The sequence below is a fragment of the Tabrizicola sp. genome (genome assembly GCF_016793705.1).
In the GTDB taxonomy this organism is placed as follows: domain Bacteria; phylum Pseudomonadota; class Alphaproteobacteria; order Rhodobacterales; family Rhodobacteraceae; genus Tabrizicola.
Window position 1 is genome coordinate 47,210 of sequence record NZ_JAEULO010000049.1, and the last position, 23,470, is coordinate 70,679.

At 68.0% G+C, this 23,470-nt stretch carries 22 protein-coding genes; 12 read left to right on the forward strand and 10 right to left on the reverse strand.

Annotated features, from left to right (window positions below; translation table 11 throughout):
- Positions 1–36: 36 nt before the first annotated feature.
- Complete coding sequence (cueR, locus tag JNJ68_RS13460; RefSeq protein WP_294982958.1) at positions 37–480, reverse strand: Cu(I)-responsive transcriptional regulator; 444 nt, start codon at positions 478–480, stop codon at positions 37–39.
- Entirely contained in the window at positions 480–2,915 is a 2,436-nt protein-coding gene (locus JNJ68_RS13465) for a heavy metal translocating P-type ATPase (RefSeq protein ID WP_294982896.1), read from the reverse strand. Before JNJ68_RS13465 ends, cueR begins: the two co-directional genes overlap by 1 nt.
- Positions 2,916–3,051: 136 nt before the next feature.
- Here JNJ68_RS13465 and JNJ68_RS13470 point away from each other — a divergent pair, with 136 nt between their 5' ends.
- Genes JNJ68_RS13470 through JNJ68_RS13485 form a run of 4 tightly spaced genes read left to right on the forward strand, consistent with a single transcriptional unit; the run spans position 3,052 to position 6,705 of the window.
- Positions 3,052–3,699, forward strand: coding sequence for a CerR family C-terminal domain-containing protein (locus JNJ68_RS13470; RefSeq protein ID WP_294982897.1), 648 nt, complete (start codon positions 3,052–3,054; stop codon positions 3,697–3,699).
- A gap of 53 nt (positions 3,700–3,752) precedes the next feature.
- Positions 3,753–4,643: an HlyD family efflux transporter periplasmic adaptor subunit gene (locus JNJ68_RS13475; protein WP_294982898.1), complete on the forward strand. Its 891-nt coding sequence runs from the start codon at positions 3,753–3,755 to the stop codon at positions 4,641–4,643.
- Positions 4,640–5,560 (forward strand): ABC transporter ATP-binding protein, encoded by a 921-nt coding sequence (locus JNJ68_RS13480; protein ID WP_294982899.1) that lies wholly within the window; start codon positions 4,640–4,642, stop codon positions 5,558–5,560. The genes JNJ68_RS13475 and JNJ68_RS13480 overlap by 4 nt, the downstream gene beginning before the upstream one ends.
- A complete protein-coding gene (locus JNJ68_RS13485) occupies positions 5,557–6,705 on the forward strand; it encodes an ABC transporter permease (protein ID WP_294982900.1) in 1,149 nt (382 codons plus the stop codon). Before JNJ68_RS13480 ends, JNJ68_RS13485 begins: the two co-directional genes overlap by 4 nt.
- Before the next feature lie 3 nt (positions 6,706–6,708).
- Here the strand turns inward: JNJ68_RS13485 and JNJ68_RS13490 are convergent, their stop codons facing one another.
- The 7 genes from JNJ68_RS13490 to JNJ68_RS13520 are packed head-to-tail and all read right to left on the reverse strand — an operon-like array spanning position 6,709 to position 14,474.
- Positions 6,709–8,208, reverse strand: a complete 1,500-nt coding sequence (locus tag JNJ68_RS13490; RefSeq protein WP_294982901.1) for a M81 family metallopeptidase — start codon at positions 8,206–8,208, stop codon at positions 6,709–6,711.
- A 12-nt stretch (positions 8,209–8,220) separates the two neighbouring features.
- Positions 8,221–9,168 carry an ABC transporter ATP-binding protein gene (locus JNJ68_RS13495; RefSeq protein WP_294982902.1) on the reverse strand — a complete coding sequence of 316 codons (948 nt, stop codon included), beginning with the start codon at positions 9,166–9,168 and terminating at the stop codon, positions 8,221–8,223.
- Complete coding sequence (locus tag JNJ68_RS13500) at positions 9,165–10,127, reverse strand: ABC transporter ATP-binding protein (protein WP_294982903.1); 963 nt, start codon at positions 10,125–10,127, stop codon at positions 9,165–9,167. The genes JNJ68_RS13495 and JNJ68_RS13500 overlap by 4 nt, the downstream gene beginning before the upstream one ends.
- Positions 10,124–10,987: an ABC transporter permease gene (locus JNJ68_RS13505; RefSeq protein ID WP_294982904.1), complete on the reverse strand. Its 864-nt coding sequence runs from the start codon at positions 10,985–10,987 to the stop codon at positions 10,124–10,126. The genes JNJ68_RS13500 and JNJ68_RS13505 overlap by 4 nt, the downstream gene beginning before the upstream one ends.
- Positions 10,984–11,910, reverse strand: coding sequence for an ABC transporter permease (locus JNJ68_RS13510; protein ID WP_294982905.1), 927 nt, complete (start codon positions 11,908–11,910; stop codon positions 10,984–10,986). The genes JNJ68_RS13505 and JNJ68_RS13510 overlap by 4 nt, the downstream gene beginning before the upstream one ends.
- 23 nt (positions 11,911–11,933) lie before the next feature.
- Complete coding sequence (locus JNJ68_RS13515) at positions 11,934–13,517, reverse strand: ABC transporter substrate-binding protein (RefSeq protein ID WP_294982906.1); 1,584 nt, start codon at positions 13,515–13,517, stop codon at positions 11,934–11,936.
- Positions 13,518–13,547: 30 nt separating this feature from the next.
- The gene (locus JNJ68_RS13520) at positions 13,548–14,474 is read right to left on the reverse strand and encodes a MurR/RpiR family transcriptional regulator (protein ID WP_294982907.1); all 927 of its coding nucleotides are present in this window, start codon (positions 14,472–14,474) and stop codon (positions 13,548–13,550) included.
- Positions 14,475–14,572: 98 nt separating this feature from the next.
- Between JNJ68_RS13520 and menC the strand changes: the two genes are divergently transcribed.
- The gene (gene menC / locus JNJ68_RS13525) at positions 14,573–15,706 is read left to right on the forward strand and encodes an o-succinylbenzoate synthase (RefSeq protein WP_294982908.1); all 1,134 of its coding nucleotides are present in this window, start codon (positions 14,573–14,575) and stop codon (positions 15,704–15,706) included.
- Positions 15,703–16,419, forward strand: a complete 717-nt coding sequence (locus JNJ68_RS13530) for a GNAT family N-acetyltransferase (RefSeq protein WP_294982909.1) — start codon at positions 15,703–15,705, stop codon at positions 16,417–16,419. The genes menC and JNJ68_RS13530 overlap by 4 nt, the downstream gene beginning before the upstream one ends.
- An 83-nt stretch (positions 16,420–16,502) precedes the next feature.
- Here JNJ68_RS13530 and JNJ68_RS13535 read toward each other — a convergent pair whose 3' ends face one another.
- Positions 16,503–17,414, reverse strand: coding sequence for a LysR substrate-binding domain-containing protein (locus JNJ68_RS13535; protein ID WP_294982910.1), 912 nt, complete (start codon positions 17,412–17,414; stop codon positions 16,503–16,505).
- A 113-nt stretch (positions 17,415–17,527) separates the two neighbouring features.
- On the opposite strand from JNJ68_RS13535, the gene JNJ68_RS13540 reads away from it, so the two are divergent.
- The 6 genes from JNJ68_RS13540 (at position 17,528) to hisD (ending at position 23,351) form a co-directional block, all read left to right on the forward strand.
- Positions 17,528–18,547, forward strand: coding sequence for a D-cysteine desulfhydrase (locus tag JNJ68_RS13540; protein WP_294982911.1), 1,020 nt, complete (start codon positions 17,528–17,530; stop codon positions 18,545–18,547).
- 28 nt (positions 18,548–18,575) lie between these two features.
- Positions 18,576–19,283, forward strand: coding sequence for an amino acid racemase (locus JNJ68_RS13545; RefSeq protein ID WP_294982912.1), 708 nt, complete (start codon positions 18,576–18,578; stop codon positions 19,281–19,283).
- A gap of 39 nt (positions 19,284–19,322) precedes the next feature.
- Positions 19,323–20,312, forward strand: coding sequence for an ABC transporter substrate-binding protein (locus JNJ68_RS13550; RefSeq protein WP_294982913.1), 990 nt, complete (start codon positions 19,323–19,325; stop codon positions 20,310–20,312).
- 64 nt (positions 20,313–20,376) lie between these two features.
- A complete protein-coding gene (locus tag JNJ68_RS13555) occupies positions 20,377–21,168 on the forward strand; it encodes an ATP-binding cassette domain-containing protein (RefSeq protein ID WP_294982959.1) in 792 nt (263 codons plus the stop codon).
- Complete coding sequence (locus tag JNJ68_RS13560) at positions 21,165–22,025, forward strand: ABC transporter permease subunit (RefSeq protein WP_294982914.1); 861 nt, start codon at positions 21,165–21,167, stop codon at positions 22,023–22,025. Before JNJ68_RS13555 ends, JNJ68_RS13560 begins: the two co-directional genes overlap by 4 nt.
- 15 nt (positions 22,026–22,040) lie before the next feature.
- Positions 22,041–23,351 carry a histidinol dehydrogenase gene (gene hisD / locus JNJ68_RS13565; RefSeq protein ID WP_294982915.1) on the forward strand — a complete coding sequence of 437 codons (1,311 nt, stop codon included), beginning with the start codon at positions 22,041–22,043 and terminating at the stop codon, positions 23,349–23,351.
- The last annotated feature ends 119 nt before the right edge of the window (positions 23,352–23,470 follow it).

A 23,470-nucleotide genomic window follows, 5' to 3' on the forward strand; every position in this document is an offset into this window, starting at 1 on the left:
ACTGGTCAGTATAGTTTTCTGCGGATGTGTGATCTGTCAACGATTTTCGTTGGCAGGTTCGTTTGTCTTTGTGGCACAATGGGTTGCCGAACGCTGTCCCCCCAGATCATCCAGAATCGGGCAGTCCGGCCGGTCGTCACCGGCGCAGGCGTGGACCAAATTCTCCAGCGTCGCCTTCATTTCCCGCATCTCGCGGATGCGCGATTCGAGCGCCTCGACCTGGGCCTCGGCCAGTTGCCGGACGTCCGCGCTTGCCCGGCTGCGATCCCGCCAGAGCGCCAGAAGATCGGCGACCTTTTCCATCGGAAAGCCCAGGTCGCGCGCCCGGCGGACGAAGCGCAGGACCTGCACCTCCTTCGGTCCATAGGTGCGATAGCCCGACCCGGTGCGCCCGGCGGGCGGGATCAGCCCCGTCTCCTCGTAATAGCGGATCATCTTCGCCGACACGCCGCTTTCGCGGGCGGCTTCCCCGATGTTCATCATGCGCGGGCTCCATAGCGTTTCAGCCGCAGGGCGTTGGTCAGGACGAAGACCGATGACATCGCCATCGCCCCCGCCGCCAGCACGGGCGACAACAGGATGCCGAAGGCCGGATACAGTACCCCCGCCGCCACAGGGATCAGCGCGGCATTGTAGGCGAAGGCCCAGAACAGGTTCTGCTTGATATTCCGCATCGTCGCGCGGCTCAGCCCGATGGCGTCGGCCAGAGCGGGCAGGCGGCCCGAAACCAGCACCACATCCGCCGCCTCGATGGCGATGTCGGTGCCGGTGCCCATCGCGATCCCCACATCCGCCTCGGCCAGCGCCGGGGCGTCGTTGATCCCGTCGCCGGCGAAGGCCAGCGCGCCCTGCGCCTTCAGCTTGTGCAACGCCTCGACCTTGCCCTCGGGCGTGACCTCGGCCACCACTTCGTCGATGCCGAGATCCCGCGCGATGGCCCGCGCCGTCCGGGCATTGTCGCCCGAGATCATTGCCAGCTTCAGCCCCAGCGCCTTGAGCGCCGCAATCGCTGCGGGGGTCGTGGGCTTCACCCGGTCGGCCACCGCCAAAAGCGCCACCGCCCTGCCGTCGCGCGCGGCATAGATCGGGCTCTCGCCCCGGTCAGCCAGCCGCTCGGCCTCGGCCGCGAAGCCCGCGATGTCCACGCGCCGCTTGCCCATCTCGCGCGCCGAGCCGAGTGCAATCTCCGCGCCCCCGACCCGCGCGGAAACGCCGTGGCCGGGCTTGGCGAGGAAGCCCTCCGCCAATGGAAGCGTCAGACCCTCCGCCGCCGCCACGATGGCGCGGGCCACGGGATGCTCCGACTGCGCCTCGACCGCAGCCAGCACCGGCAGCAGCGCCTCTTTCGTCTCGCCCTCGGCAGGCTGGAAGCTGGTCAGCACGGGCTTGCCTTCCGTCAGCGTGCCGGTCTTGTCGAAGGCCACCACCTCAATTCCTTGCAGCGCCTGCAAGGCCTCGCCCTTTCGGAAGAGGACCCCCAGTTCGGCCCCCCGCCCGGTGCCGACCAGGATCGACACCGGGGTCGCCAGGCCCATCGCGCAGGGGCAGGCGATGATCAGCACCGCCACGCCGTTCACCAGCGCCATCGGCAACGAAGGTGCAGGGCCGAAGGCCAGCCAGACCAGGAAGGTCAGCGCCGCCACCGCCATCACCGCGGGCACGAACCAGAGCGTCACCTTGTCAACCAGCGCCTGGATCGGCAGCTTCCCGCCCTGCGCCGCCTCGACCATGCGGATGATCCGCGCGAGCATGGTATCCGCGCCGACCGCCACCGCCTCCAGCACCAGCGCGCCGGTCTGGTTGACCGTGCCGCCGATCACCCGGTCGCCCGCGCGTTTCTCGACCGGCAAGGGCTCGCCCGTGACCATGCTCTCGTCGATCCAGCTGGCCCCCTCTGTCACCACCCCGTCCACCGGCACCCTCTCACCCGGCCGCAGTTCCAGAAGGTCGCCCGGTCGCAGCTCGGCCACCGCAACATCCCTCACAGCTCCATCGCGCCGGACATGCGCCACGGCGGGCTGCAATCCGACCAGCCGCTCGATGGCCCGCGACGACCGCCCCTTGGCTCGCGCCTCCAGAAGCCGCCCGAGAAGGATCAGCGTCACGATCATCGCCGCTGCCTCGAAATAAACCGCGACCGAGCCGGGGGGGAGCAGCCGCGGCACGAAGGTCGCCAGCGTGGAGTAGGCCCAGGCCGCGCCCGACCCCACCGCCACCAGCGACGACATATCCGGCGCGCCCTTCAAAAGCGCCGGGATGCCCTTGACGAAGAACCGCCGGCCCGGCCCGGCCAGCACCAGCGTGGTCAGCGCGAACTGGATCAGCCAGCTCGTCCCCTGCCCGATGGTCATCATCACCCAGTGGTGAAAGGACGGGATCATGTGCCCGCCCATCTCCAGCACGAAGACCGGCAGCGTCAGCGCCGCCGCAAGGATCAGGTCGCGGGTCAGCCCCTTCGCCTCGCGTTCGCGGCGCACGGTCGGGGTCTCGACCGCAGCCGAGGCCACGCGCGCCACATAGCCCGCCGCCTTGACCGCGCCGATCAGGGCGCCAGTCTCGGCCAGCCCCTCGACCCGCGCGCTTTCCGTGGCGAGGTTCACATGCGCCAGCACCACCCCCGGCACCGCCTGCAACGCCCGCTCCACCCGCGCGACACAGGAGGCGCAGGTCATCCCCTCGATCACCAGTTCCTGTGCTGCGACCTGCACATCGTATCCGGCCTTCCGAACCGTCTCGACCAAGGTTTCCGGCGAGGCGATCCCCCGCACCTCGGCACGCTCGATCGCCAGGTTCACGCTGGCCGCCGAGACCCCGGGAACCGCCTTCAAGGCGCGTTCGACACGGCCCGCGCAGGATGCGCAGCTCATGCCTGTGATCGGCAGCGACAGGGTGGCTTCGGCGAGGGGCGCGGTCATGGTTGATCCTTCCTTTGCGGGGACCACCCCCATATGAGGCTTCCCATGATGGGAAGGTCAAGGCCCCCGCAATCACTTTTCCGGCCTCCCGGTCTTTGATCTTGCTTTCAATCAAACGTTTGATTACGGTGCTCGCATGAATGACATCCCTCCCCCCGAAGGCACCCGGCGCGCGCTGATCGAGGCAGGGCTGCGGCTTTTCGGCCAGCAGGGCTTCGCCGCCACCTCGGTCCGCCAGCTCGCAACCGAAGCCGGGGCGAACATCGCTGCCATCGCCTATCACTTCGGCAGCAAGGACGGGTTGCGTCTGGCATGCGCCGGGGAATTCGGGCGGCGTCTGGGCGCGGCGATGACCGCAGCCTCGGGCACCACCACCGCCACGGCAGCGGAGGCGCGGGCGGAACTGCACCGGCTGGTCCGCGGCATGGCGGGCTTCCTGCTCGGCGACGGGGGCGCCAGCGAAGTCGTCCCCTTCATGCTGCGCGAACTGGCCGACAGCGGGCCGGGGATCGAGGCGGTCTACACCGGCTTCGCCGAGCCGACCCACCGCAGACTCTGCGCGCTCTGGGGCCTTGCCGCCGGCACCGATCCGGAAGACGAAGCCACCCGCCTGGCCGTCTTCACACTGGTCGGGCAGCTCATGTATTTCCGCATCGGCCAGCCCGTCGTCGCCCGGCGCATGGGCTGGGCCAGCATCGGCGCCGCCGAGACCGGGCAGATCGCCGACCGCATCATCCGCAACCTCGACGCCATGCTCGACGCCGACAGGGGGACCGTGCCGTGATTCAATGCGCCATTCCGCTCGTGTCGTGGCTGTTCGCCGCCTGCGAGCCGCCGATGCCCTTCGCGACGGGCTATGTCGAAGGCAATTATGTCGAGATCGCCCCGGTGGCGACCGCGCAGATCCTTGCGCTGCCGGTGGCCTCCGGCGACCGGGTGGCCAGCGGGCAGACGCTTGTCGAGTTGGAAAGGCGCGATGCGGAAATCGCGCTGGCGCAGGCCGAGGCTGCGCTGTCGCGGGCGGAAAGCCAGCTCGCCGACCTGCGCCAGGGCAAGCGGCCCGAGGAAATCCGGGTGATCGAGGCCTCGCTCGCCTCGGCCCGTGCCCAGGCCGAAGAGGCGCGCCGCACCGCCGACAGGCTGCTCGGTCTCGCCGGGCGCGGGGTCGCGACCGAAACCCAGCGCGACGATGCCGCGACCGCCGCCGCCGTGGCCGAAGCCCGCGTGACCGAGATCGAGGCCAATCTCGCCGTGGCCCGCCTGCCCGCGCGACCGGACGAGATCGCCGCCTCGGAGGCCGCGCTGCGCGAGGCCACCGCCGCCCGCGACCATGCGCGCTGGCAACTGGACAAGCGCGCCCTGACCGCCCCCTCTGATGGCATGGTGACCGACATCATCCGCCGCCCCGGCGAGATCGCGGTGGCGGGCCAGCCCGTGCTGGCGCTGCTACCCGACGGCGCCATCCGCCTGCGGCTCTATGTCCCCGAAGCCGACATCGCCCGCATCGCGCCCGGCGACCGGCTTGCCTTGAGCTGTGACAGCTGCCCGCCTAATCTGTCCGCAACGATCAGCTACATCGCCGACGGCCCCGAATTCACCCCGCCGGTGATCTACTCGGTCGACAGCCGCCAGAAGCTCGTCTACCTCGTCGAGGCGACCCCCGCCGACGGCTCCAGCCTCAAGCCCGGCCAGATCGTCGACGTCGACCTGCCGGAGGGCGCGCCATGACCCCGGCCATCGAGGTCCGCGGGCTGGTCAAGCGCTTCGGCGGCCGGACGGTGGTCGACAATGTCTCGATGACGGTCCAGACCGGCGAGATCGCGGGCTTCCTTGGCCCGAACGGCTCGGGCAAGACCACGACGATCCGGATGATGTGCGGCCTTCTTACCCCCGATGCGGGCGAGGGGCAGGTGCTGGGCCATGACATCCGCCGCGACGGGGCCGCGATCAAGCGCGAGGTCGGCTACATGACCCAGCGCTTCTCGTTCTACGAGGACCTCACGATCGAGGAGAACCTGAACTTCGTCGCCGGGCTTTACGCGCTTGACCCTGCGCGGAAGGTGGTGGCCGACACACTGGCCGACCTTGGCCTCACGTCGCGCAAACGACAGCTGGCCGGCTCGCTCTCGGGCGGCTGGAAGCAGCGGCTGGCGCTGGCCGCCTGCATCATGCACCGTCCGCGCCTGCTGATGCTGGACGAGCCGACCGCCGGGGTCGACCCCAAGGCCCGGCGCGAGTTCTGGGACGAAATCCACCAGCTTGCCGCCGGGGGGCTGACCGTCCTCGTCTCGACGCATTACATGGACGAGGCAGAGCGCTGCCACCGGATCAACTACATCGCCTATGGCAGGCTTGTCGCGCAGGGCACGGTGGCCGAGATGGTGCGGAATGCGGGTCTCACCACGGTTGTTCTGGAAGGCACCGATGTGGCCGAGGCCGCGCGGCTTCTGCGCGGGATGCCGGGGGTCGACCAGGTCGCGGCCTATGGCACTTCGCTGCACGTCATCGGTCGCGACGGCGCGGCGCTGCGCCGTTCGGCAGGTGCTGTCGCCCGCCAGACCGCCACCGCGCTGACCGAAGCGGCACCCAGCCTGGAAGATGTGTTCATACAACTGATGGGCGCGGCACAGGACAACGCGGCATGAAAGCCGCGCTCGACCGTCTCTTCTCGCTGCGTCGGCTGCGCACGCTGATCACCAAGGAGGTGATCCAGATGCGTCGCGACCGGATCACCTTCGCCATGATGATCGGCGTGCCGCTGATGCAGCTGATGCTCTTCGGCTTCGCGATCAACAACGATCCGAAGGGCCTGCCCGCCGCGCTGGTCGCGCCGACCCAGGATCGCTTCACCCGCGCCATGGTCAGCGCGCTGGAAACCACCGGCTACTACCGCTTCACCCATGTCGGGCTGACCGCCGCCGAGGCCGAATTCCTGATCTCGCGCGGGGATGTCAGCTTCGTCGTCACCGTGCCCTCCGACTTCGGCCATCGTGTCCAGCGCGGCGACCATCCGCAGATCCTGATCGAGGCCGATGCGACCGACCCGGCCGTGGCCTCCGGCGCGATCTCGACGCTGGGCACCGTCGCCGCCGACGCGCTCCTGCGGGAAACCGGGGGCGAGGCCGAGGCCCGGGCCCGCGCCGCCACCCAACTCTCGGTCGTGGTTCACCGCCGCTACAATCCGGAAGGCATCACCCAGTACAACATTGTTCCCGGCCTCCTGGGCGTCATCCTGCAAATGACGATGGTGATGATGACGGCGATGGCGCTGACCCGCGAAATCGAACGCGGCACGATGGAGAACCTGCTCGCCATGCCCGTCACCCCCGCCGAGGTCATGCTGGGCAAGGTCCTGCCCTATTTCGCCGTCGGCGCGGTGCAGGTGCTGGTCGTGCTCGGCGTCGCCCGTCTGCTGTTCCGGGTGCCCTTCCTCGGCAGCCTGCCCCTGCTTCTGGCGGGGGTCGGGCTCTTCGTCATGGCGCTGGTGATCCTGGGCTACCTGATCTCGACTGTCGCGCGCACCCAGATGCAGGCGATGCAGCTGACCTTCTTCTACTTCCTGCCCTCGATCCTGCTCTCGGGCTTCATGTTCCCCTTCCGGGGCATGCCCGGCTGGGCGCAGGCACTGGGCGAGATCCTGCCGCTCACGCATTTCCTCCGCTTCATCCGGGCCATCATGCTGAAGGGCGCGGACCTGCCCGCCGTCAGCCAGCATCTCGCTGTGCTGGCGCTTTTCGTGCTGGTCTTCGCGGTGCTTGCGCTCAGCCGGTTCCGGCGCACCCTCGACTGAGCGTCATGGCCAGACCGTCTCGCGGTCCAGCGGCCAGACCGGGCGACGGACACGGGTATAGGGCCGCAGATGCGCCTGCGGCGTCGCCAGCGCGCCCGTGTCGCAGACGATGACCCTGCCCGCGATGGGCTCGAAGGCGGCGCGGAAATGCTGCATCGACTTGACCACCAGAAAGCGCAGGCGCGCGGGCTCGATCCCGAAGGTCCGGACCTGTTGCAGGTCGAGCATCTGTTCGTTCAGGGTGACGACAAGGATGTCGATGCCCTGCACCCGGAAGACCGCGGTCGGGCCGAAGCTGTGGGTGATCCCGCCCAGGATCGGCCCGTCGCCGGTATAGGTCCCGTCCGACAGGTGCAGAATTTCGCCGGTCAGCCGCAGCGGCCCGCCACCGAAGGCCGGGTCGCACTTGCCGCCGAGGTCGAGCGTGACCGTCTCCCCTACCCGGTGCCGGTGCAGCAGCGCCGCCGCCCCGGGGTCGATCATCGGGGCGAAGGCGCCACCCGTCACCCCCGCCTTCAACAGTGCCGCCAGCAGCGCCGTCGCATCGCCATAGGCCCCCGCGCCGGGGTTGTCGGCATAATCGGCAATCACCAGCGGCCCCCGGCCTGCATCGAAGCCAGCCGCCTCGACCGCCGCCGTCTCCGGGGTCAGGAAATCGTTCGAGACCGAAGCGCGTTGGTCCCAGATCGTCTGCGCCAGCCCCCGCGCGATCTCCCCCGCGCGGGTCGCCGCGCCCTCGTCATGCGTCACCAGCACCGTCACCCCCATCTCGCTTATATCGGCCTCGGAGAAGGCGGCGTTGATCGATACGGCCAGGATGCCGGGCTCGGCTTCATGCGTGGCGGCGCGGTGGTAAAGCGCAGCCGACTCGGGCACATCGGTGCGCCCGGCATTTGCCTCGTCCAGCATCGGCAGGCCCAGCCGCAGGGTGCGCGGCCGTATGTCCCCCCGCATCGTGGCATCCAGCAGCCGCGCGGCGTGGCGTCCGGTGACGCGCATGTCGACATGCGGATAGGTCTTGTAACTGACCAGAATCTGCGCCTGATCCACCATTGCCTCTGTCACCATCGCATGCAGGTCCAGCGTGACCGCGATCGGCAGGTCCGGCCCCACCACCTCCCGCAGCCTCCGCAGCAGCTCGCCCTCGCCATCCTCGCAGAAGCTCGGGACCATCGACCCGTGCAGCGACAGCAGGATGCCGTCCAGCGTGTCCCGATGCGCGCGCGCCGCCTCGACGATGATCCCCGCCAGATGCTCGAACGCCTCGCGCGCAACCCGTGCGCCGGGGTTGGCATGGGCCGAGACAGAATGCGTGATCCGCCAGCCCGCCGCGCGCCCCACGTCCAGAAAGCCCGCAAGCTCGTCGTTCACATCGCCGAAGCGGTCGATGGCCGCCTGCCCCTCGTCCAACACCTCGTCGCGGAAGTCCTGCAACCCGGTCTCGCCCTTCTTGAAGGTGTTGCTTTCATGGACGAATGAGCCGGTGAGAACGTGGAAGGGCATCGGTTGGGCCTTTCAGAGCGGGTGGAAACAGGCGACGGGATGGTCGGGGTCATCCGACAGCACCGGGCGTTCGGCCCGGCAGCGGTCGCTGGCCAGCGGGCAGCGGCTGGCGAAGGCGCAACCCGGCGGCAGGTTGAACGGGCTCGGAATCTCTCCGGCCAGCGGCGCCAGCTGACGGCGACGGGCCGGGTCGGGGACGAAGGCCGATTGCGTCAGCGCGCGGGTATAGGGATGACGCGGCGCGGCCTTGGCGGTGGGCAGCACCTCGACCACCGCGCCCAGATACATCACCACGATCCGGTCGCAGAAATAGCGCACCAGGCCAAGGTCGTGGCTGATGAACAGATAGGTCAGCCCCAGCTGGTCGCGCAGGTCGGCCAGCAGCGCAATGATCTGCGCCTGGATCGACACGTCAAGGCTGGCGGTCGGCTCGTCCAGCACCACGAAGTCGGGCCGCAAGGCCAGCGCCCGGGCGATGCCGACGCGCTGGCGCTGGCCGCCCGACAACTGGTGCGGGTGGCTTTCCGCCATCGCGGCGGGCAGGCCCACCGCCGCCAGCATTTCGTCCAGCCGGTCAAGGGCAAGCGCCTCGCCCTGCACCCGGAACGGCTCTTCCAGCACGCGGGCCAGGGTGAAGCGGGGGTCGAGGCTGGAATAGGGGTCCTGGAACACCATCGCCATCCGCCGCCGCATCCGGCGCAACGCGGCGGGCGACAGGCTGGACAGGTCCGTGCCGTCGAAGCTGACCCGGCCCGAGGTCGGCTCGATCAGCCGCAGGACCAGCCGGGCGAGCGTGGACTTGCCGCAGCCGCTTTCGCCGACGACGCCCACCACCTCGCCCTTGCCGATGTCCAGCGTGACCTCGCGCACCGCCAGCATCTCGCGCGGGCGGGCCAGCACCCCGCCGCCGGTCTGGAAACGCCGGGTCAGCGCCTCGATGCGGATCAGCGGGCCGGTCATGCGGCCCCCTCCGGGTGATGGCAGGCGGTGACATGATCCGGGCCGCGCGGGATCAAACCCGGAGCCTCGCGGTGGCACAGGTCCGAGGCGCGCGGGCAGCGCGGGTGGAAACGGCAGCCCGGCGGAAAGTCCAGCGCGCCGGGCACCGCGCCCGGAATGCCGCGCAGCGCGCCCTTCGCCATGCCATCCTGCGGGATGCAGCCGATCAGCGCGCGGGTATAGGGATGCGCGGGCGCGGCAAAGATTGGCGCGGCAGGCCCCTCCTCGGCCAGGCGTCCGGCATAAAGCACCGCCACTTGGTCGCAGAGCTGCGCCACGACGCCCATGTCATGCGTGATCAGCAGAAGCGCCACCCCCCGGTCCCGCACCAGCGCGCCGAGGATCTGGATGATCTGCGCCTGCACCGTCACATCCAGCGCGGTGGTCGGCTCATCCGCGATGATCAGGTCGGGATCGCCCGCCAGCGCCATCGCGATGACGATACGCTGCTTCATCCCGCCCGACAGCTGGTGCGGCCAGGCCTCGGCGACCGCAGCGGCCTCGGGGATGCGCAGCTGAGTCATCAGCTCCAGCGTCCGCGCCCGGGCCGCTGCCGGGGTCAGGCCCAGATGCAACCGGCTGACCACGTCGATCTGCGCCCCGATCCGCTGCACCGGGTCGAGCGCGGTCATCGGGTTCTGGCTGACAAAGCCGATCCGCCGCCCACGCAGCGCGCGCCGCCCCGCCTCGCTCATCGCCCCCATGTCCTGTCCGTCGAACCGCACCGCGCCCCCGGTGATCCGCCCGCCGATCAGCGGCAACAGGCCCAGCGCCGCCAGCGCCGTCAGCGACTTGCCCGAGCCGCTTTCGCCCACCAGCCCCAGGATGCGGCCCCGGTCGACCGACAGCGATATTCCGTCCAGAAGCCGCACCGCCCCGATGGCGACCTCGATCCGGTCGATCTCCAGAAGCGCGGTCATGCCGCCCTCCGCAGCCGGGACCGGATATCCAGCGCGGCGATCAGCGCGTCACCGTAGAGGTTGATCGCAACGACGGTGATCGCCACGGTCAGGCCGGGGAACAGGATCACCCAGGGCGCCTTGAACACCAGAGCCGACCCCGCCGACATCATGCCGCCCCAGCTTGGCACCGGCGGCTGCGCGCCAAGGCCGAAGAAGCCCAGCGTCGCCTCCAGGATGATCGCGTCGCCCGTGGCCAGCATGGCCGAGACCAGCACCGGGGCCAGCGCGTTGGGCAGGAGATGACGGAACAGGATATGGCCGTTCGAGGCGCCGAGCGAGCGGGCGGCCTCGATGAAGGTCTCGCCCTTCAGGGTCAGGATTTGCGCCCGCGTCAGCCGGGTGAACTGCGCCAGATAGGCGACCGAGATGGCGATCATCGTGCCCAAGGTGCCGGGGCCGATGATAGCGACCAGGATCAGCGCGATCAGGATTTCCGGGAAGGACCAGGTCAGGTCCGCCACCACCGTCACCGCCCGGTCGAACCAGCCGCCGAACCAGGCCGCCGCCGCGCCCAGCACCATGCCGCAGAAGACCGAGACCGCGATGGCCGTGGCGCTGACCGACAGCGAGGTCCGCGCTCCGAAGATCAGCCGGGTCAGCAGGTCGCGGCCGAATTCGTCCGTCCCCAGCCAATGCGCGGCCGAGGGCGGCTGGTAGGCCTCTTTCAGCGCCTGGATGTCGTAGCCATAGGGCGACAGGACCGGCGCGAAGACCGCCGCCAGCACGACCAGCGCCAGCCAGAAGCCCGCCACCGCGCCCAGCGGGCGGCGCAGCGCGCGCAGGGGCGCCGGGGCGCGCAGAGAGGCGGGGGCGCTCATGCCAGCGCCGCCCGGACGCGCGGGTCCATCAGGGCTTGCAACACGTCGCCCAGAAGAGTCCCCAGCATCACCGCCATCGCCAGCATCAGAAGGCAGGCCTGCACCACCGGATAATCGTGCTGGCTGAGCGACTTGATCAGCAGCGTGCCCAGACCGGGCCGGGCGAAGACCACCTCGACCGTGACCGCGCCCCCCAGGATCCAGCCGATCCGCAGCGCCAGGATCGTCACCACCGGCATCAGCGCGTGGCGCAACACATGGCGCAGCTGGATGCGCAGTGGCGACAGGCCCTTGGCATGCAGCAGCAGCACGAAGTCGCGCTCCGCCGCTTCGATCATCGACACACGTGTCACGCGCGCGACCAGCGCCGTGCCGCCCAGCCCGATGGTCAGCACCGGCAGCACCAGAGACCCCCAGCCCCGCGCGCCGGAAACCGGGAACCAGCCCAGCCAGACCGAGAAGACCAGCATCAGGATCAGCCCCAACCAGAAGCTCGGCAGGGTGGACCCCAGGAGCACCCCGCCCATGACCGCCCGGTCCGGCCAACGGTCGCGGTTCAGCGCGGCGACGATGCCCAGCCCCACGCCGACCACCGTCGAGAACAGCAGCGCCAGCCCCCCCAGCCGCAGCGAATGCGGCAGGGACTGCGCGATCAGGTCGGCCACCGGGCGGCGGGCGACGATGGCGGTGCCGAGGTCGCCCTGCACCACCTTCGACAACCAGATGCCGTATTGCACCGGCAGCGGCCGGTCCAACCCGTAGCGCATCTCCATCTCGGCGCGGGCGGTGGGCGACGACCCGGGCTTCAAGAGGTTGTCGATCGGGTCGCCGGGGATGAAATGCAGGATCGAGAAGATGACGACCGATACCGCCAGGAACACCGGCACCAGCATCAGGACCCGTCGGACCAGATAGGCGAACATGCCGGTGCTCCTGCTGTCGCCGGTTACTCCTTCACTTCCAGATCCATGAACATCGCCGACCCGAACGAGGGCGCGTCGATCTTTTCCGGCACCGAGATGCGGTCCTTGTTGTAGGCCATCGCCTGGACCGGCTGGTAGATCGGCGCCATCGGGAACTGGCTCAGCACATATTCATGATAGGCGGTGAAGTTGGCGATCCGCTCGTCCATGTTCTTCGCCCCCGTCATCGCGGCGGTGCGCAGCTCTTCGGCTTTCGGATCGTTGAACATCGACACGTTCGGGTATCCCAGCCGGTCGCCGCCGAAGAACCAGTCGACGATATCGGCGTTGTCCCAGTTGTAGGACCGCACCGCCAGCTGCTGCTCGCCCGTCTTGTACTGGTCGCGGATCATCGAGCTGTCGAATGTGGTGATCTCGGCCTCGATCCCCACGGCTTTCAGCTGGGCCTGCACCACTTCGGTCAGGCGGCGGAAGATGCTGTCGCTCTGGGTCCAGAGCGTCACCTTCAGCGGCTGGCCGTCCTTGGCGCGCACCCCGTCCGCCCCCATCACCCAGCCCGCCTCGTCCAGAAGCGCATTGGCGCGCTCGGGGTCGTAGTGGATCTTCGCGCCGTCCGAGACATGGCTTTCCGGCAGGGCGGAAATCAGGAAGGTGTCCGCAGTCGATCCCACGCCGCCGAAGACCGAGGCGAGGATTTCCTCCTGGTTGATCGCCTTCGCCGCCGCCTCGCGCACGCGGATGTCGTCGAAGGGGGCCTTGGTCACGTTGATCGGCATGTACCAGACATCGGCGCCCGGCAGGGTGACGACGGCAAGATTCGCCTCCTTCTCGATCTCTCCGGTCAGGTCGGGCGGGACCGAAAGCAGCATGTCGACGCCGCCGGTCTTCAGTTCGAGGAAGGCCGTCGAATCCTCGGGGATCTCGCGGAAAGTGGCGCGTGCGATCTTGGCCGGGCCGTGGTTCGTCGCCAGTTGCGGGCCCCAGGTGTAGTCGTCATTCCGCACCAGCACGGTTTCCTGGCCGATGCTGAAGCTTTCCAGCTTGAACGGGCCGGTGCCGTAGACCTCGGTCACGCCGAAATCGTCGCCGAGGGCGGCAAAGGATTTCGGCTCCACCACGCTCATGAAGGTCGAGGACAGGTTATACAGCAGGTTGGGTTCGGGCCGCGACATGACAAACTTGACGGTCTGGTCATCGACCACCTCGACCGAGGCAATGGCCTCGGCCATGTAGGCGTTCTCGCCCTCGGTTGTCTTGAACAGCTCGATCCAGGCCTTCACCGCCTCGGCATTGAAGGGCTCGCCGTTGTGGAAGGTCACACCCTGCTTCAGGTGGAAGGTCCAGGACATGCCGTCGGCGGCCTCTTCCCAGCTTTCGGCCAGCCAGGGGTGATAGGACAGGTCGGCGGCCTGGCTGACCAGGCGGTCGAAGATCAGGCCCGTCGCCGTGTTCAGCATCGTGGCCTTGATCGGGTTGTAGGTGGGCGCGCCCACCTCGTTGCCGGCCATCACGAAGACGGCCTCCTGCGCAGTGGCGGCCTGGGCGGCCAGCATTGCGGCCAGGCTGACGCTGGCGGAAAGCAGGGTCTTGCGGAAGGAATGGGTCATGACAGTCCTCTCTGTTTGCTTTTTTCGGTGTCAGGTCTTGCCCGGGTTTCGCCCCGGGACGGTATGTCCGATGAAACCGCCATAGAGCGCCGAGACGCGGGCCATCCGCTCCTCCACCTCGGCGCCAAGCTCGCGGAACACCCCGTTCACCATCAGCCCGATCAACGAAGACATGGCGGCGGTGGTGTCCCAGAAATGGTTCAGGTCGGTCGGCACGGCGAAAAGCTCGGTCACGACACCCGGCGCCCAGTCGCAATAGGGGTCGGTGATCAGCGTCACCGGGATCCCCGCTTCGCGTGCGGCAAGGGCCAGGTCGCGCGTCAGCCGCGAATAACGGCGACCGTCGATCAGCACCAGCGTGGTATCTGCGGCGTCCGACAGCAGCACTTCGGCAAAATGCCCGCCTGAGACATCGGCCAGATGCACCCCGGCCCGCAGGTATTGCAGGTTGTGCACCAGTTCCGCCGCGTGGCCGCGTTCGGTCTGGAAGCCCGCCACCCAGACCGAAGGCCGCCGGGCCAACCGCAGCACCGCAGCCTGGAAGACAGGCGTCGCGGCAAATTCATAGACCGCGACCAGCGCCGCGATCTCCTGCTCCAGCGCGCGGGCAAGCTCGGCGTTGCCCTGCTGGCTGCGGCGGTGGAAATCCTTCAGCCGGTCACCGATCAGCCAGGCCTTTTCGCCCAGGTCGACCTGAAGGCTGGATTTCAGGTCCTTCAGGTGGCGATAGCCGATCGACCGGCAGAACCGCCCGACCGAAGCTTCCGAGACGCCAACCTTGGTCGCCACCGTCGCCGCCGTCTCGAACGGCAGCGAGGGCAGGTTCGCCAGCAGGTAGTGCGCCAGGGTCCGTTCGGCGGGGGTGCCGGCTTCCGTCGCCTGCGCCAGTCTCTGCCGCAGGTCGCCGGACGGGGCATCGCCCGCGTCCTCCGCCCCCGCAAGTTCGACCTGGTCCATCGGCGCATCCCCCGCTTGCGGAGGAGCGTGTCAGGAATCTTTCATTCGGTCAACGATGCAAGTAAGCTAAAATGAACAACCCGCAGCGGAGGACCGCGATGCCTGACCCGACAGCAACCCGCGCGCCCCTCCTGATCGACGGGGCGACCCTGCGACTGGTGCGCCTGCCGCTGGTCACGCCCTTCACCATCGCGACCGGCACGCTGACGGAAAAGGTGTTTCCCCTGCTGACCTTGCGGGCCGACGGGATCGAGGGCCATGCCGAGGGCGTGATGGACCCGCTGCCGGATTATCTGGAGGAAACCGTCGCCGGGGCGATGGACCTTCTCGCCACCGTTCTCTTGCCGCAGGTCGTGGGCCAAAGCTTCGCCAATCCCGAATCGCTGGCCCGGAAACTCGCGCCCTGGCGGGCCAACCACATGGCCAAGGCCACTGTCGAGATGGCCTTCTGGGACCTCTGGGCGAAATCGCTGAACCTGCCGCTCCAGACCCTGCTCGGCGGCGAGGGCGAGGCCATCGACGTCGGCGTCTCACTCGGCATCGGCCCCATCGCCGACACGCTGGACCGGGTGGCCTCGCATCTGGAGCAGGGCTACAAGCGCATCAAGCTCAAGGTGAAGCCCGGCCATGACATCACGCTTCTGCAAGCCGTGCGCCGCGACTTCCCCGATGCGCACCTGACCGTCGACGCCAATTGCTGCTACACGCTCGCCGACAGCGACCTGATCCGCCGGATGGACGATTTCGCACTGGATTATATCGAGCAACCCCTGGCCTGGGACGACATCCACGACCACGCCACCCTGCAAAAGCGCATCCGGACGCCCCTCTGTCTGGATGAATGCATCCGCACGGTGGACCATGCCCGCAAGGCGCTGCAAACCGACGCGGCGCGGGTCATCAACATCAAGGTCGGACGCTCCGGGGGGCACACGGCGGCCCGGCAGATCCACGACCTCTGCGCCGCCTTCCAGGTGCCGGTCTGGTGCGGCGGGATGCTGGAATCCGGCGTGGGCCGGGCGCACAACATCCACCTCTCGACCCTGCCGAACTTCACCAAACCCGGCGACACCTCCTCGGCCAGCCGCTATTTCACCCGCGACATCATCTGCGAGAAGCTGGAATGCGTCGGCGGTCGGATGTCGGTGCCGAAGGGCCCGGGCATCGGCGTCACGCTCGACCTCGACTATCTCGCCACCGCCACGCTTGCCACACAGGACTTCCGGCCATGACCGAGGTCATCTTGCGCGACCTTGCCGGGATGGACGAATTCCGCGCCGCCGAGGATCTGCAACGCCAGGTCTGGGGCGAGGGCGACCTGCCCGATCCCGCCGACCTGATGTTCGTGATCCAGGCCGAAGGCGGGCTTGTCGGCGGCGCCTGGGCCGAAGGGCGGCTCCTCGGCTATGTCTTCGGCTTCCCCACCCGCGACCCGCAGGTCCAGCATTCGCACCGGCTTGCCGTCCTGCCGCAGGCGCGCGGCCTGGGCCTCGGCCTCAAGCTCAAGGCCTACCAGCGCAACTGGTGCTTGCACCGCAACATCACCCGCGTGCGCTGGACCTTCGACCCGCTACGGGCCGTGAATGCCAGCCTGAACATCCACAGCCTCGGCGCCGAATCCGATACCTACCTGCCCGATTATTACGGTGAGATGGCCGGGATCAACGCAGGCCTCGGCTCGGACCGCCTCTTGGTCGACTGGGACCTCGCCTCGCCCAAGGTCGCGGCCCTTGCGGCCCGCAAGCCCCTGCCATCGGCCGACGCCACGCCTCTGCCCCTCGCCCTGCCCGAAGATGTCGAGTCCCTCGCCCGCAGTGATCCGCCGCGCGCCGAGGCCCTGCGCCGCGACCTTCGCGCGCTCTTGCAGACGGCTTTTGCCGAAGGGCAGCGCATCACTGGCTTCGACCGAGAGACCCGCCGCTACCTCCTCGCGCGGTCCGGCTAAATCCGCATTGCCTGTTTCGATTTGATGCGAGGTGCGCCGACCGGCGATCATTTCTGGTCGCTTCACCGCGCCGTACACGGAAATCACGAACCGACTGCACCAGCTCTTCGAATCTCGAAGATGTGGTTCCAGATCACCTCTTCGGCCGGGCTGCGGGTGCCTTTCAGACGGACGGCACGGATCGACAGAAGGCAGCTCGGCAGGACCGGCGAGAGGTCACTGATCCGGCCCTGCGCAAGGGCCAGCCGGGCAAGGGTCAGCGGGATCCATGCCGTGCCAACCCCGGCGGCCGCCAATTCAAGCGCGGCGATGGTGAGCGCGGTTTCCGCCTTGGGTTGGGCGACCGCCCGTCCGGCCAGCGCAGGCAGGATCCGCTCGGTCATGATCGTGCCGAAAAAGACTTCGTTGGGATAAGCAACGAAAGGCAGCTCCGCCACTGTCCCGGCCATTACCTCGCGAGCAAGGTCCGAGCGAAGGACCGGGACGAGCTGGTCCGACCAGAGGTCGATTGCTTCCAGATAGTCGCCGGCGAAGGGATCGCTATCCTCCAGGCTGTAGACGATGGCCAGGTCGGCAGTCCGCGACAGCAGAAGCGCGAAGCATTCGTCCAGATTGGCCGACCGAAGGCGGACATAGACCTCTTCGCCGCGGTCCTGGATGCCCTGGATGATCTGCGGGGCCAGCGATGTCGTCAGCGAATGCTGGCTGGCGATCACGATCCTGTTCGAGGCCACGCGGTCGCCCCGCCGCAGATCGACGACCAGCTGGCGCAGCAGTCCTGCGACCTGCTCGATCTGGCTGACCTGGGCCTGGGTCATCTGGCGCAGCTGCACCGGCTTGCGGCTGCGGTCGAAAAGCTGGACCCCCACATAATCCTCGATCTGCCGGATGCGGCGCGAGAAAGCTGATTGTGTCAGGTTCCGGCGCCCGGCGGCGCTGTTGAACGAGCCCGTCTGGTTGATCGCCAGGATATCTTCCAGCCACTCCAGCCGCATCACATTTCCAGATCTTGCAATATACGCAAGATAACCGGCAGATTTCGCATTTGCAATTGCATCTGTCCTGGACAAGTCTTTGACTTCTGCAAGTTACCCAAGGATCGACCTCGATGCACCTGGCCCGCTTCCCCCGCGTCTTCCTCGCGCATCTTCCCACGCCTCTGGAACGTCTGGGCCGCTTGTCGAAAGACCTCGGCGGGCCCGAAATCTGGATCAAGCGCGATGATTGCACCGGATTGTCGACGGGCGGCAACAAGACGCGGAAGCTGGAGTTCCTGATGGCCGAGGCATTGGCCCAGGGCGCGGACACGGTGATCACGCAGGGCGCGACGCAGTCGAACCATGCCCGGCAGACGGCGGCCTTCTCCGCAAAGCTGGGGCTCGCCTGCCACATCCTGCTCGAGGACCGGACCGGCTCGAACGATGCCAACTACAACACCAACGGCAACGTGCTTCTGGACCATCTGCACGGCGCCACGACCTCACGCCGCGCCGGGGGCGTCGACATGGCCGCCGAGATGGAGCTGTTGGCAGACCGCCTGCGGGGCGAGGGGCGGAAGCCCTATATCATCCCCGGCGGCGGGTCGAACCCGACCGGGGCGCTCGGCTACGTCAACTGCGCCTTCGAACTGGTCTCGCAGGCCAATGACCGCGGGCTGGTGATCGACCATATCGTCACGGCGACCGGCAGCGCGGGCACGCAGGCCGGGCTGATCACCGGGCTGAAGGCCCTGAACTCGGGCATCCCGCTGCTGGGCATCGGCGTCCGCGCCCCGAAGGAGAAGCAGGAAGAGAACGTCTATACACTGGCGCAGCAGACGGCCGAGAAGCTGGGCTGCCCCGGCGTCGTCGCGCGCAACGATGTGGTGGCCGATTCGAACTATGTCGGCGCGGGCTACGGCATCCCGCGCGAGGATACGCTGGAGGCAATCCGCATGTTCGCGCAGCTGGAAGGCATTTTGCTGGACCCGGTCTATTCCGGCAAGGGTGCGGCGGGGTTGATCGACCATGTCCGCAAGGGCCGGTTCACCAGGGGTCAGAAAGTGGTCTTCCTGCACACGGGCGGGGCGGCGGGGTTGTTTGGCTATGATGCGGCCTTTGCCGAGGCACGGAAAGCACTGGAGATGTGATGGCATGAAGCACGGGTGGGACCTGTAGATGCGGCGCGTCGGCATCCTGGGCGGCATGGGTCCGCAGGCGACGATCCTGCTGATGCAGAGGGTGCTTGACGCCATTCCCGCTGTCGACGACGCCGACCACATTCCGCTCCTGGTCGACCAGAACCCCCAGGTCCCCTCGCGCATCCGCCGGCTGATCGAGGGCACGGGCGAGGATCCCGCCCCGGTCCTGGCCGACATGGCCCGACGCCTGGTCGCGGGCGGGGCCGAGGCGCTGGCGATGCCCTGCAACACGGCGCACCACTATGCCCCGGCGATCCGGTCGGCCGTGACGGTGCCGTTCATCGACATGGTCGACCTGTCGGTCACGAAGGCCGCAAAGCTTGCGGGACCCGACGAGCAGGTCGGCATCCTGGCATCGCCAGCCGTACGCAGGATCGGTCTCTTCGACGCGGCGCTGGCGCGGTCCGGGGTCGCCGCGCTTTATCCCAAGGACGAGGCCGCGATGCTGGGGGCGATCCGACAGATCAAGGCCGGCGGCCCCGGCCCCGAGGCGCGGGCGATCCTGCGCGGCGCCTCAGACGGACTCTTGCAGCGCGGGGCTTCCGTGCAGATGATTGCCTGCACCGAGTTCTCGCTTGTTCCCGGGGCCACGGCAGAGGACGCAGTGGCTTTCGATACTCTGGACGTGCTTGTCGAGGCGATCCGGGTTTTCGCCACCGACGGCCGCGGTCGACAAACGGCGTGAACTGAACCAAGAAGACGTTACCCAACAGAGGAGACGACGATGAGCCTGAAACTGAAACATATTCTGCTCGGCGCCGCAGCGTCGGTCCTGCTTGCCGGACAGGCCCTGGCCGAGAAGATCATCATCGGCCATTTCGGCAACCCGACGCCCACGCAGCTGCTGTCGACCACCGACGAACTGGCCAAGGCGACGGGCTGGGAAATCGAATGGCGCAAGTTCGCTGCGGGAACCGACGTGATCGCCGCCATGGCCTCGGGCGATGTCGTGCTGTCCGAACTGGGCTCCTCGCCCATCGCCATCGCGGCAAGCTCGGGCCTGGAAATCGAGATGATCGCCTACGCCGGGGTGCTTGGCAAAGCGGAATCGCTGATCGCGCGCAACGGGTCGAACATCGCCTCCGTCACCGACCTGAAGGGCAAGACGGTGGGCGTGCCCATGGGCTCGACTGCGCATTATTCGCTGATGGGCGCCCTGCAGCACGAGGGGCTGAGCGAAACAGATGTCAACATCGTCGGCATGAAGCCCGACGACATCGCCGCGGCCTGGGGGCAGGGCACCATCGACGCAGCGTGGGTCTGGCAGCCGGTGCAGTCCGAGATCCTGAAGACCGGCACCCTGATCATCGGGGCCGACCAGACCGCCGAATGGGGCTATCCGACCTATGACGGCTGGGTCGTGAACAAGGCCTTCGCCGAGGCGAACAGCGACAAGATCGTTGCCTTCCTGAAGGCGCTCGACAAGGTCAACGGCATGTATCTGGCCGATCCGGCCGCCTGGACCGCCGACAGTGCCGAGGTCAAGGCGCTTGCCGCCGCGACCGGGGCCGACCCGGCCCAGGTGCCCGAGATCATTTCGGGCTTCACCTACCTGCCGATGGCCACGCAGGTCGAGGATGCCTGGCTGGGCTCTGCCGCCGACAAGATCAAGGCCACGGCCGAGTTCCTGAAGGGTGCCGGCCGGATCGACGCGACGCTGGACGACTACTCCGGTTTCGTGAACCCGACCTACGCCGCCGCTGCGGCCCAGTGAGGAAACAGGCGACCGCCCGGATGCATCGGCCCGGGCGGCGCCACCCCCAGCGCAGAAGGACGGGATCTTGAGCCTGAAAATAGACCATGTCTCGGTCATCTATCCGGCGGCCGACGGTCGGCCCCCCGTTGCTGCGCTAAGCGACATCAACCTCGACATCGGGGAGGGCGAGTTCGTCGTGGCGCTCGGCGCCTCAGGCTGCGGCAAGTCCACCCTGCTGAACCTGATCGCCGGCTTCCTGTCGCCCACCTCGGGGGGACTGTCGCTGGACGGCCGCACGGTGATGGGTCCAGGGGCCGACCGCGCCGTGGTCTTCCAGAAACACGCGCTGCTGCCCTGGCTGAACGTGATCGACAACGTGGCCTTCGGCCTGCAGATCCAGGGCATCGGCAAGCAGGACCGCTACCGCACCGCCAACGAATTCATCGGCCTCCTGGGCCTGGACGGGTTCCAAAGCTCGCCCGTCTACAAGCTTTCCGGCGGGATGCAGCAGCGGGTGGGCATCGCCCGGGCCCTGACCTGCGATCCGAGGATCCTGCTGATGGATGAACCCCTTGGCGCCCTCGACGCGCTGACCCGCGAGAAGGCGCAGGAGCTGATCCTGCGGATCTGGGGCGAGACCGGGAAATCGGTTTTCTTCATCACCCACAGCGTCGAAGAGGCGCTGTTCATGGGCACCAAGCTGATCGTGATGTCGCCCCGGCCGGGCCGCATCACCCATGTCTTCGATCTGCCCTTCTCGCGCCAGTTCCAGGGCGGCACCCCTGCCCGCCAGGTCAAGGCCTCGTCCGAGTTCATCACGCTGCGGGAGAAGGTGCTGAACATCATCTTCGCCGATGAGGAGGCTGTCGAATGACCGATCCACGCCCCGCAAAGGGCCCCGGCCTCTGGTCACGCCTTGCGCGTGCGCGCCCCACCAGGCCCGGCGAAATCTATGGCGTTCCCGGCCAGGGCAGCACCTTCTGGCTCTCGGTCGCCTCGGTCCTGGCGCTCTTGTTCATCTGGTGGCTGATCACCGCGCTTGGCCTGGTGAAGCCGCTCTTCGTGCCCTCGCCGCAGTCGGTGTTGGACAAGTTCGCCCAGATCTGGCGCGAGGGGTTCACCAACACCTCCTTCCTGGACCATGTGCTGATCTCGACAGCGCGGGTCTTCGGGGCGTTCATCCTGGCCTGCGCCATCGGACTGCCGCTCGGGCTCGCCATGGGGATGAGCCCGCTGATGCGCGGCATCTTCGATCCCCCGATCGAGTTCTATCGCCCGATCCCGCCTCTGGCCTACCTGCCGCTGATGATCATCTGGTTCGGCATCGGCGAGACGTCCAAGGTTCTGCTCATCTTCCTGTCGATTTTCGCGCCCATCGTGCTTGGCGCGCGCTCCGGCGTGAAGTCGGCCGCCATCGAGCAGATCCACGCCGCCTATTCCTTCGGCGCGACGCGCTGGCAGGTGATGCGCCATGTGATCCTGCCCTCGGCCATGCCCGAGATCCTGACGGCGATGCGCGTCGGCATCGGCTTCGGCTGGACCACCCTTGTTGCGGCCGAGATGGTCGCGGCCACAAGCGGCCTTGGCTACATGGTGCTGTCGGCCAGCCAGTTCCTGCAGACCTCGGTCGTGATCATGGGGATCTTCGTGATCGCCACCATCGCCTTTGCCTTCGACCTGATGATGCGCTTCCTGGAGCGCCGCCTCGTGCCCTGGAAGGGCCGGATGTAGCGGAAAGACCCGTCGATGATCTACCTCAAGCAAGCCGCGACGACGCCCGAGACCGACCATCAGGACGTGCGCGACCTGGTGCAGGTCATGCTGGCCCGCATCGCGATCTCGGGCGAAGAGGCGGTGCGGGACTATTCCCGCACCTTCGACAAATGGTCGGGAGACATCATCGTCTCGCGCGAAAGCCTGAAGGCCGCCGCCGACCAGGTGCCCGAGCGGCTGAAAGAGGACATCCGCTTCGCCCATGCCAATATCCGCCTCTTTGCCGAGGCACAGAAGGCAACGCTCTCGGACTGCGCGGTGGAAATCCTGCCGGGCCTGACGGCGGGGCAGAAACAGATTCCGGTTTCGGCGGCAGGATGCTACGTGCCCGGCGGTCGTTACAGTCACGTGGCAAGCGCCATCATGACGATCACCACCGCCAAGGTCGCGGGCGTACCGCACATCGCCGCCTGCTCCCCGCCCCGCCCCGGCGTCGGCATTCCGCCGGCGATCCTCTTCGCGATGGACCTCTGCGGGGCGGATGTGATCCTGAACCTGGGCGGCGTTCAGGGCGTGGCGGCAATGGCGCACGGCCATTTCGGACTGCCCCGGGCGGACATCCTGGTCGGCCCCGGCAACCAGTATGTCGCCGAGGCGAAGCGGATGCTCTTCGGCCAGGTCGGCATCGACATGTTCGCCGGCCCCACCGACAGCATGATCCTGGCCGACGCCTCCGCCGATGCCGAGATGGTCGCCTGTGACCTCGTCGGCCAGGCCGAGCACGGCTACAACTCGCCGGTCTGGCTGGTCACGTCCGATGAGGCGCTGGCGCAGCGGGTCATCCGCCGGGTGCCCGAGCTGATCGCCTCCCTTCCCGAGGTGAACCGCGAAAGCGCCCGCGCCGCCTGGGACAACATGGCCGAAGTCATCCTCTGCGCCGACCGGGAAGAGATGGCCCAGGTCGCCGACCGCTACGCACCGGAACACCTGCACGTCCAGGCCCTAGACCTCGACTGGTGGCTTGGGCGGCTGCGCGCCTATGGCTCGCTGTTCCTGGGCGAGGAGACGACCGTGGCCTTCGGCGACAAGACCTCGGGCCCGAACCACGTCCTTCCGACGTCAGGCGCAGCGCGCTACACCGGCGGGCTCTCCGTCCACAAGTTCATGAAGACCGTGACCTGGCAGCGCGCCACCCGCGCCGCCGCCCGCCCGCTGGCCGAGGCCACCGCCCGGATCTCGCGGCTGGAAGGGATGGAGGGACACGCCCGTTCGGCCGACATCCGGCTGGCGAAGTTCTTCCCGGGTGAAACCTTCGATCTGGGCGTCGCGGACGCAACCGCTTGACCCAGGCCTGGCGCTTCCACGGACGGGCCTCTGCGACCCAATGCTACCACCGCGATACAGCGCGCATGAGCGGCCGCTTTCCCGGATGCGCCGCGACCGCCACGCCGCACCATCCCGAT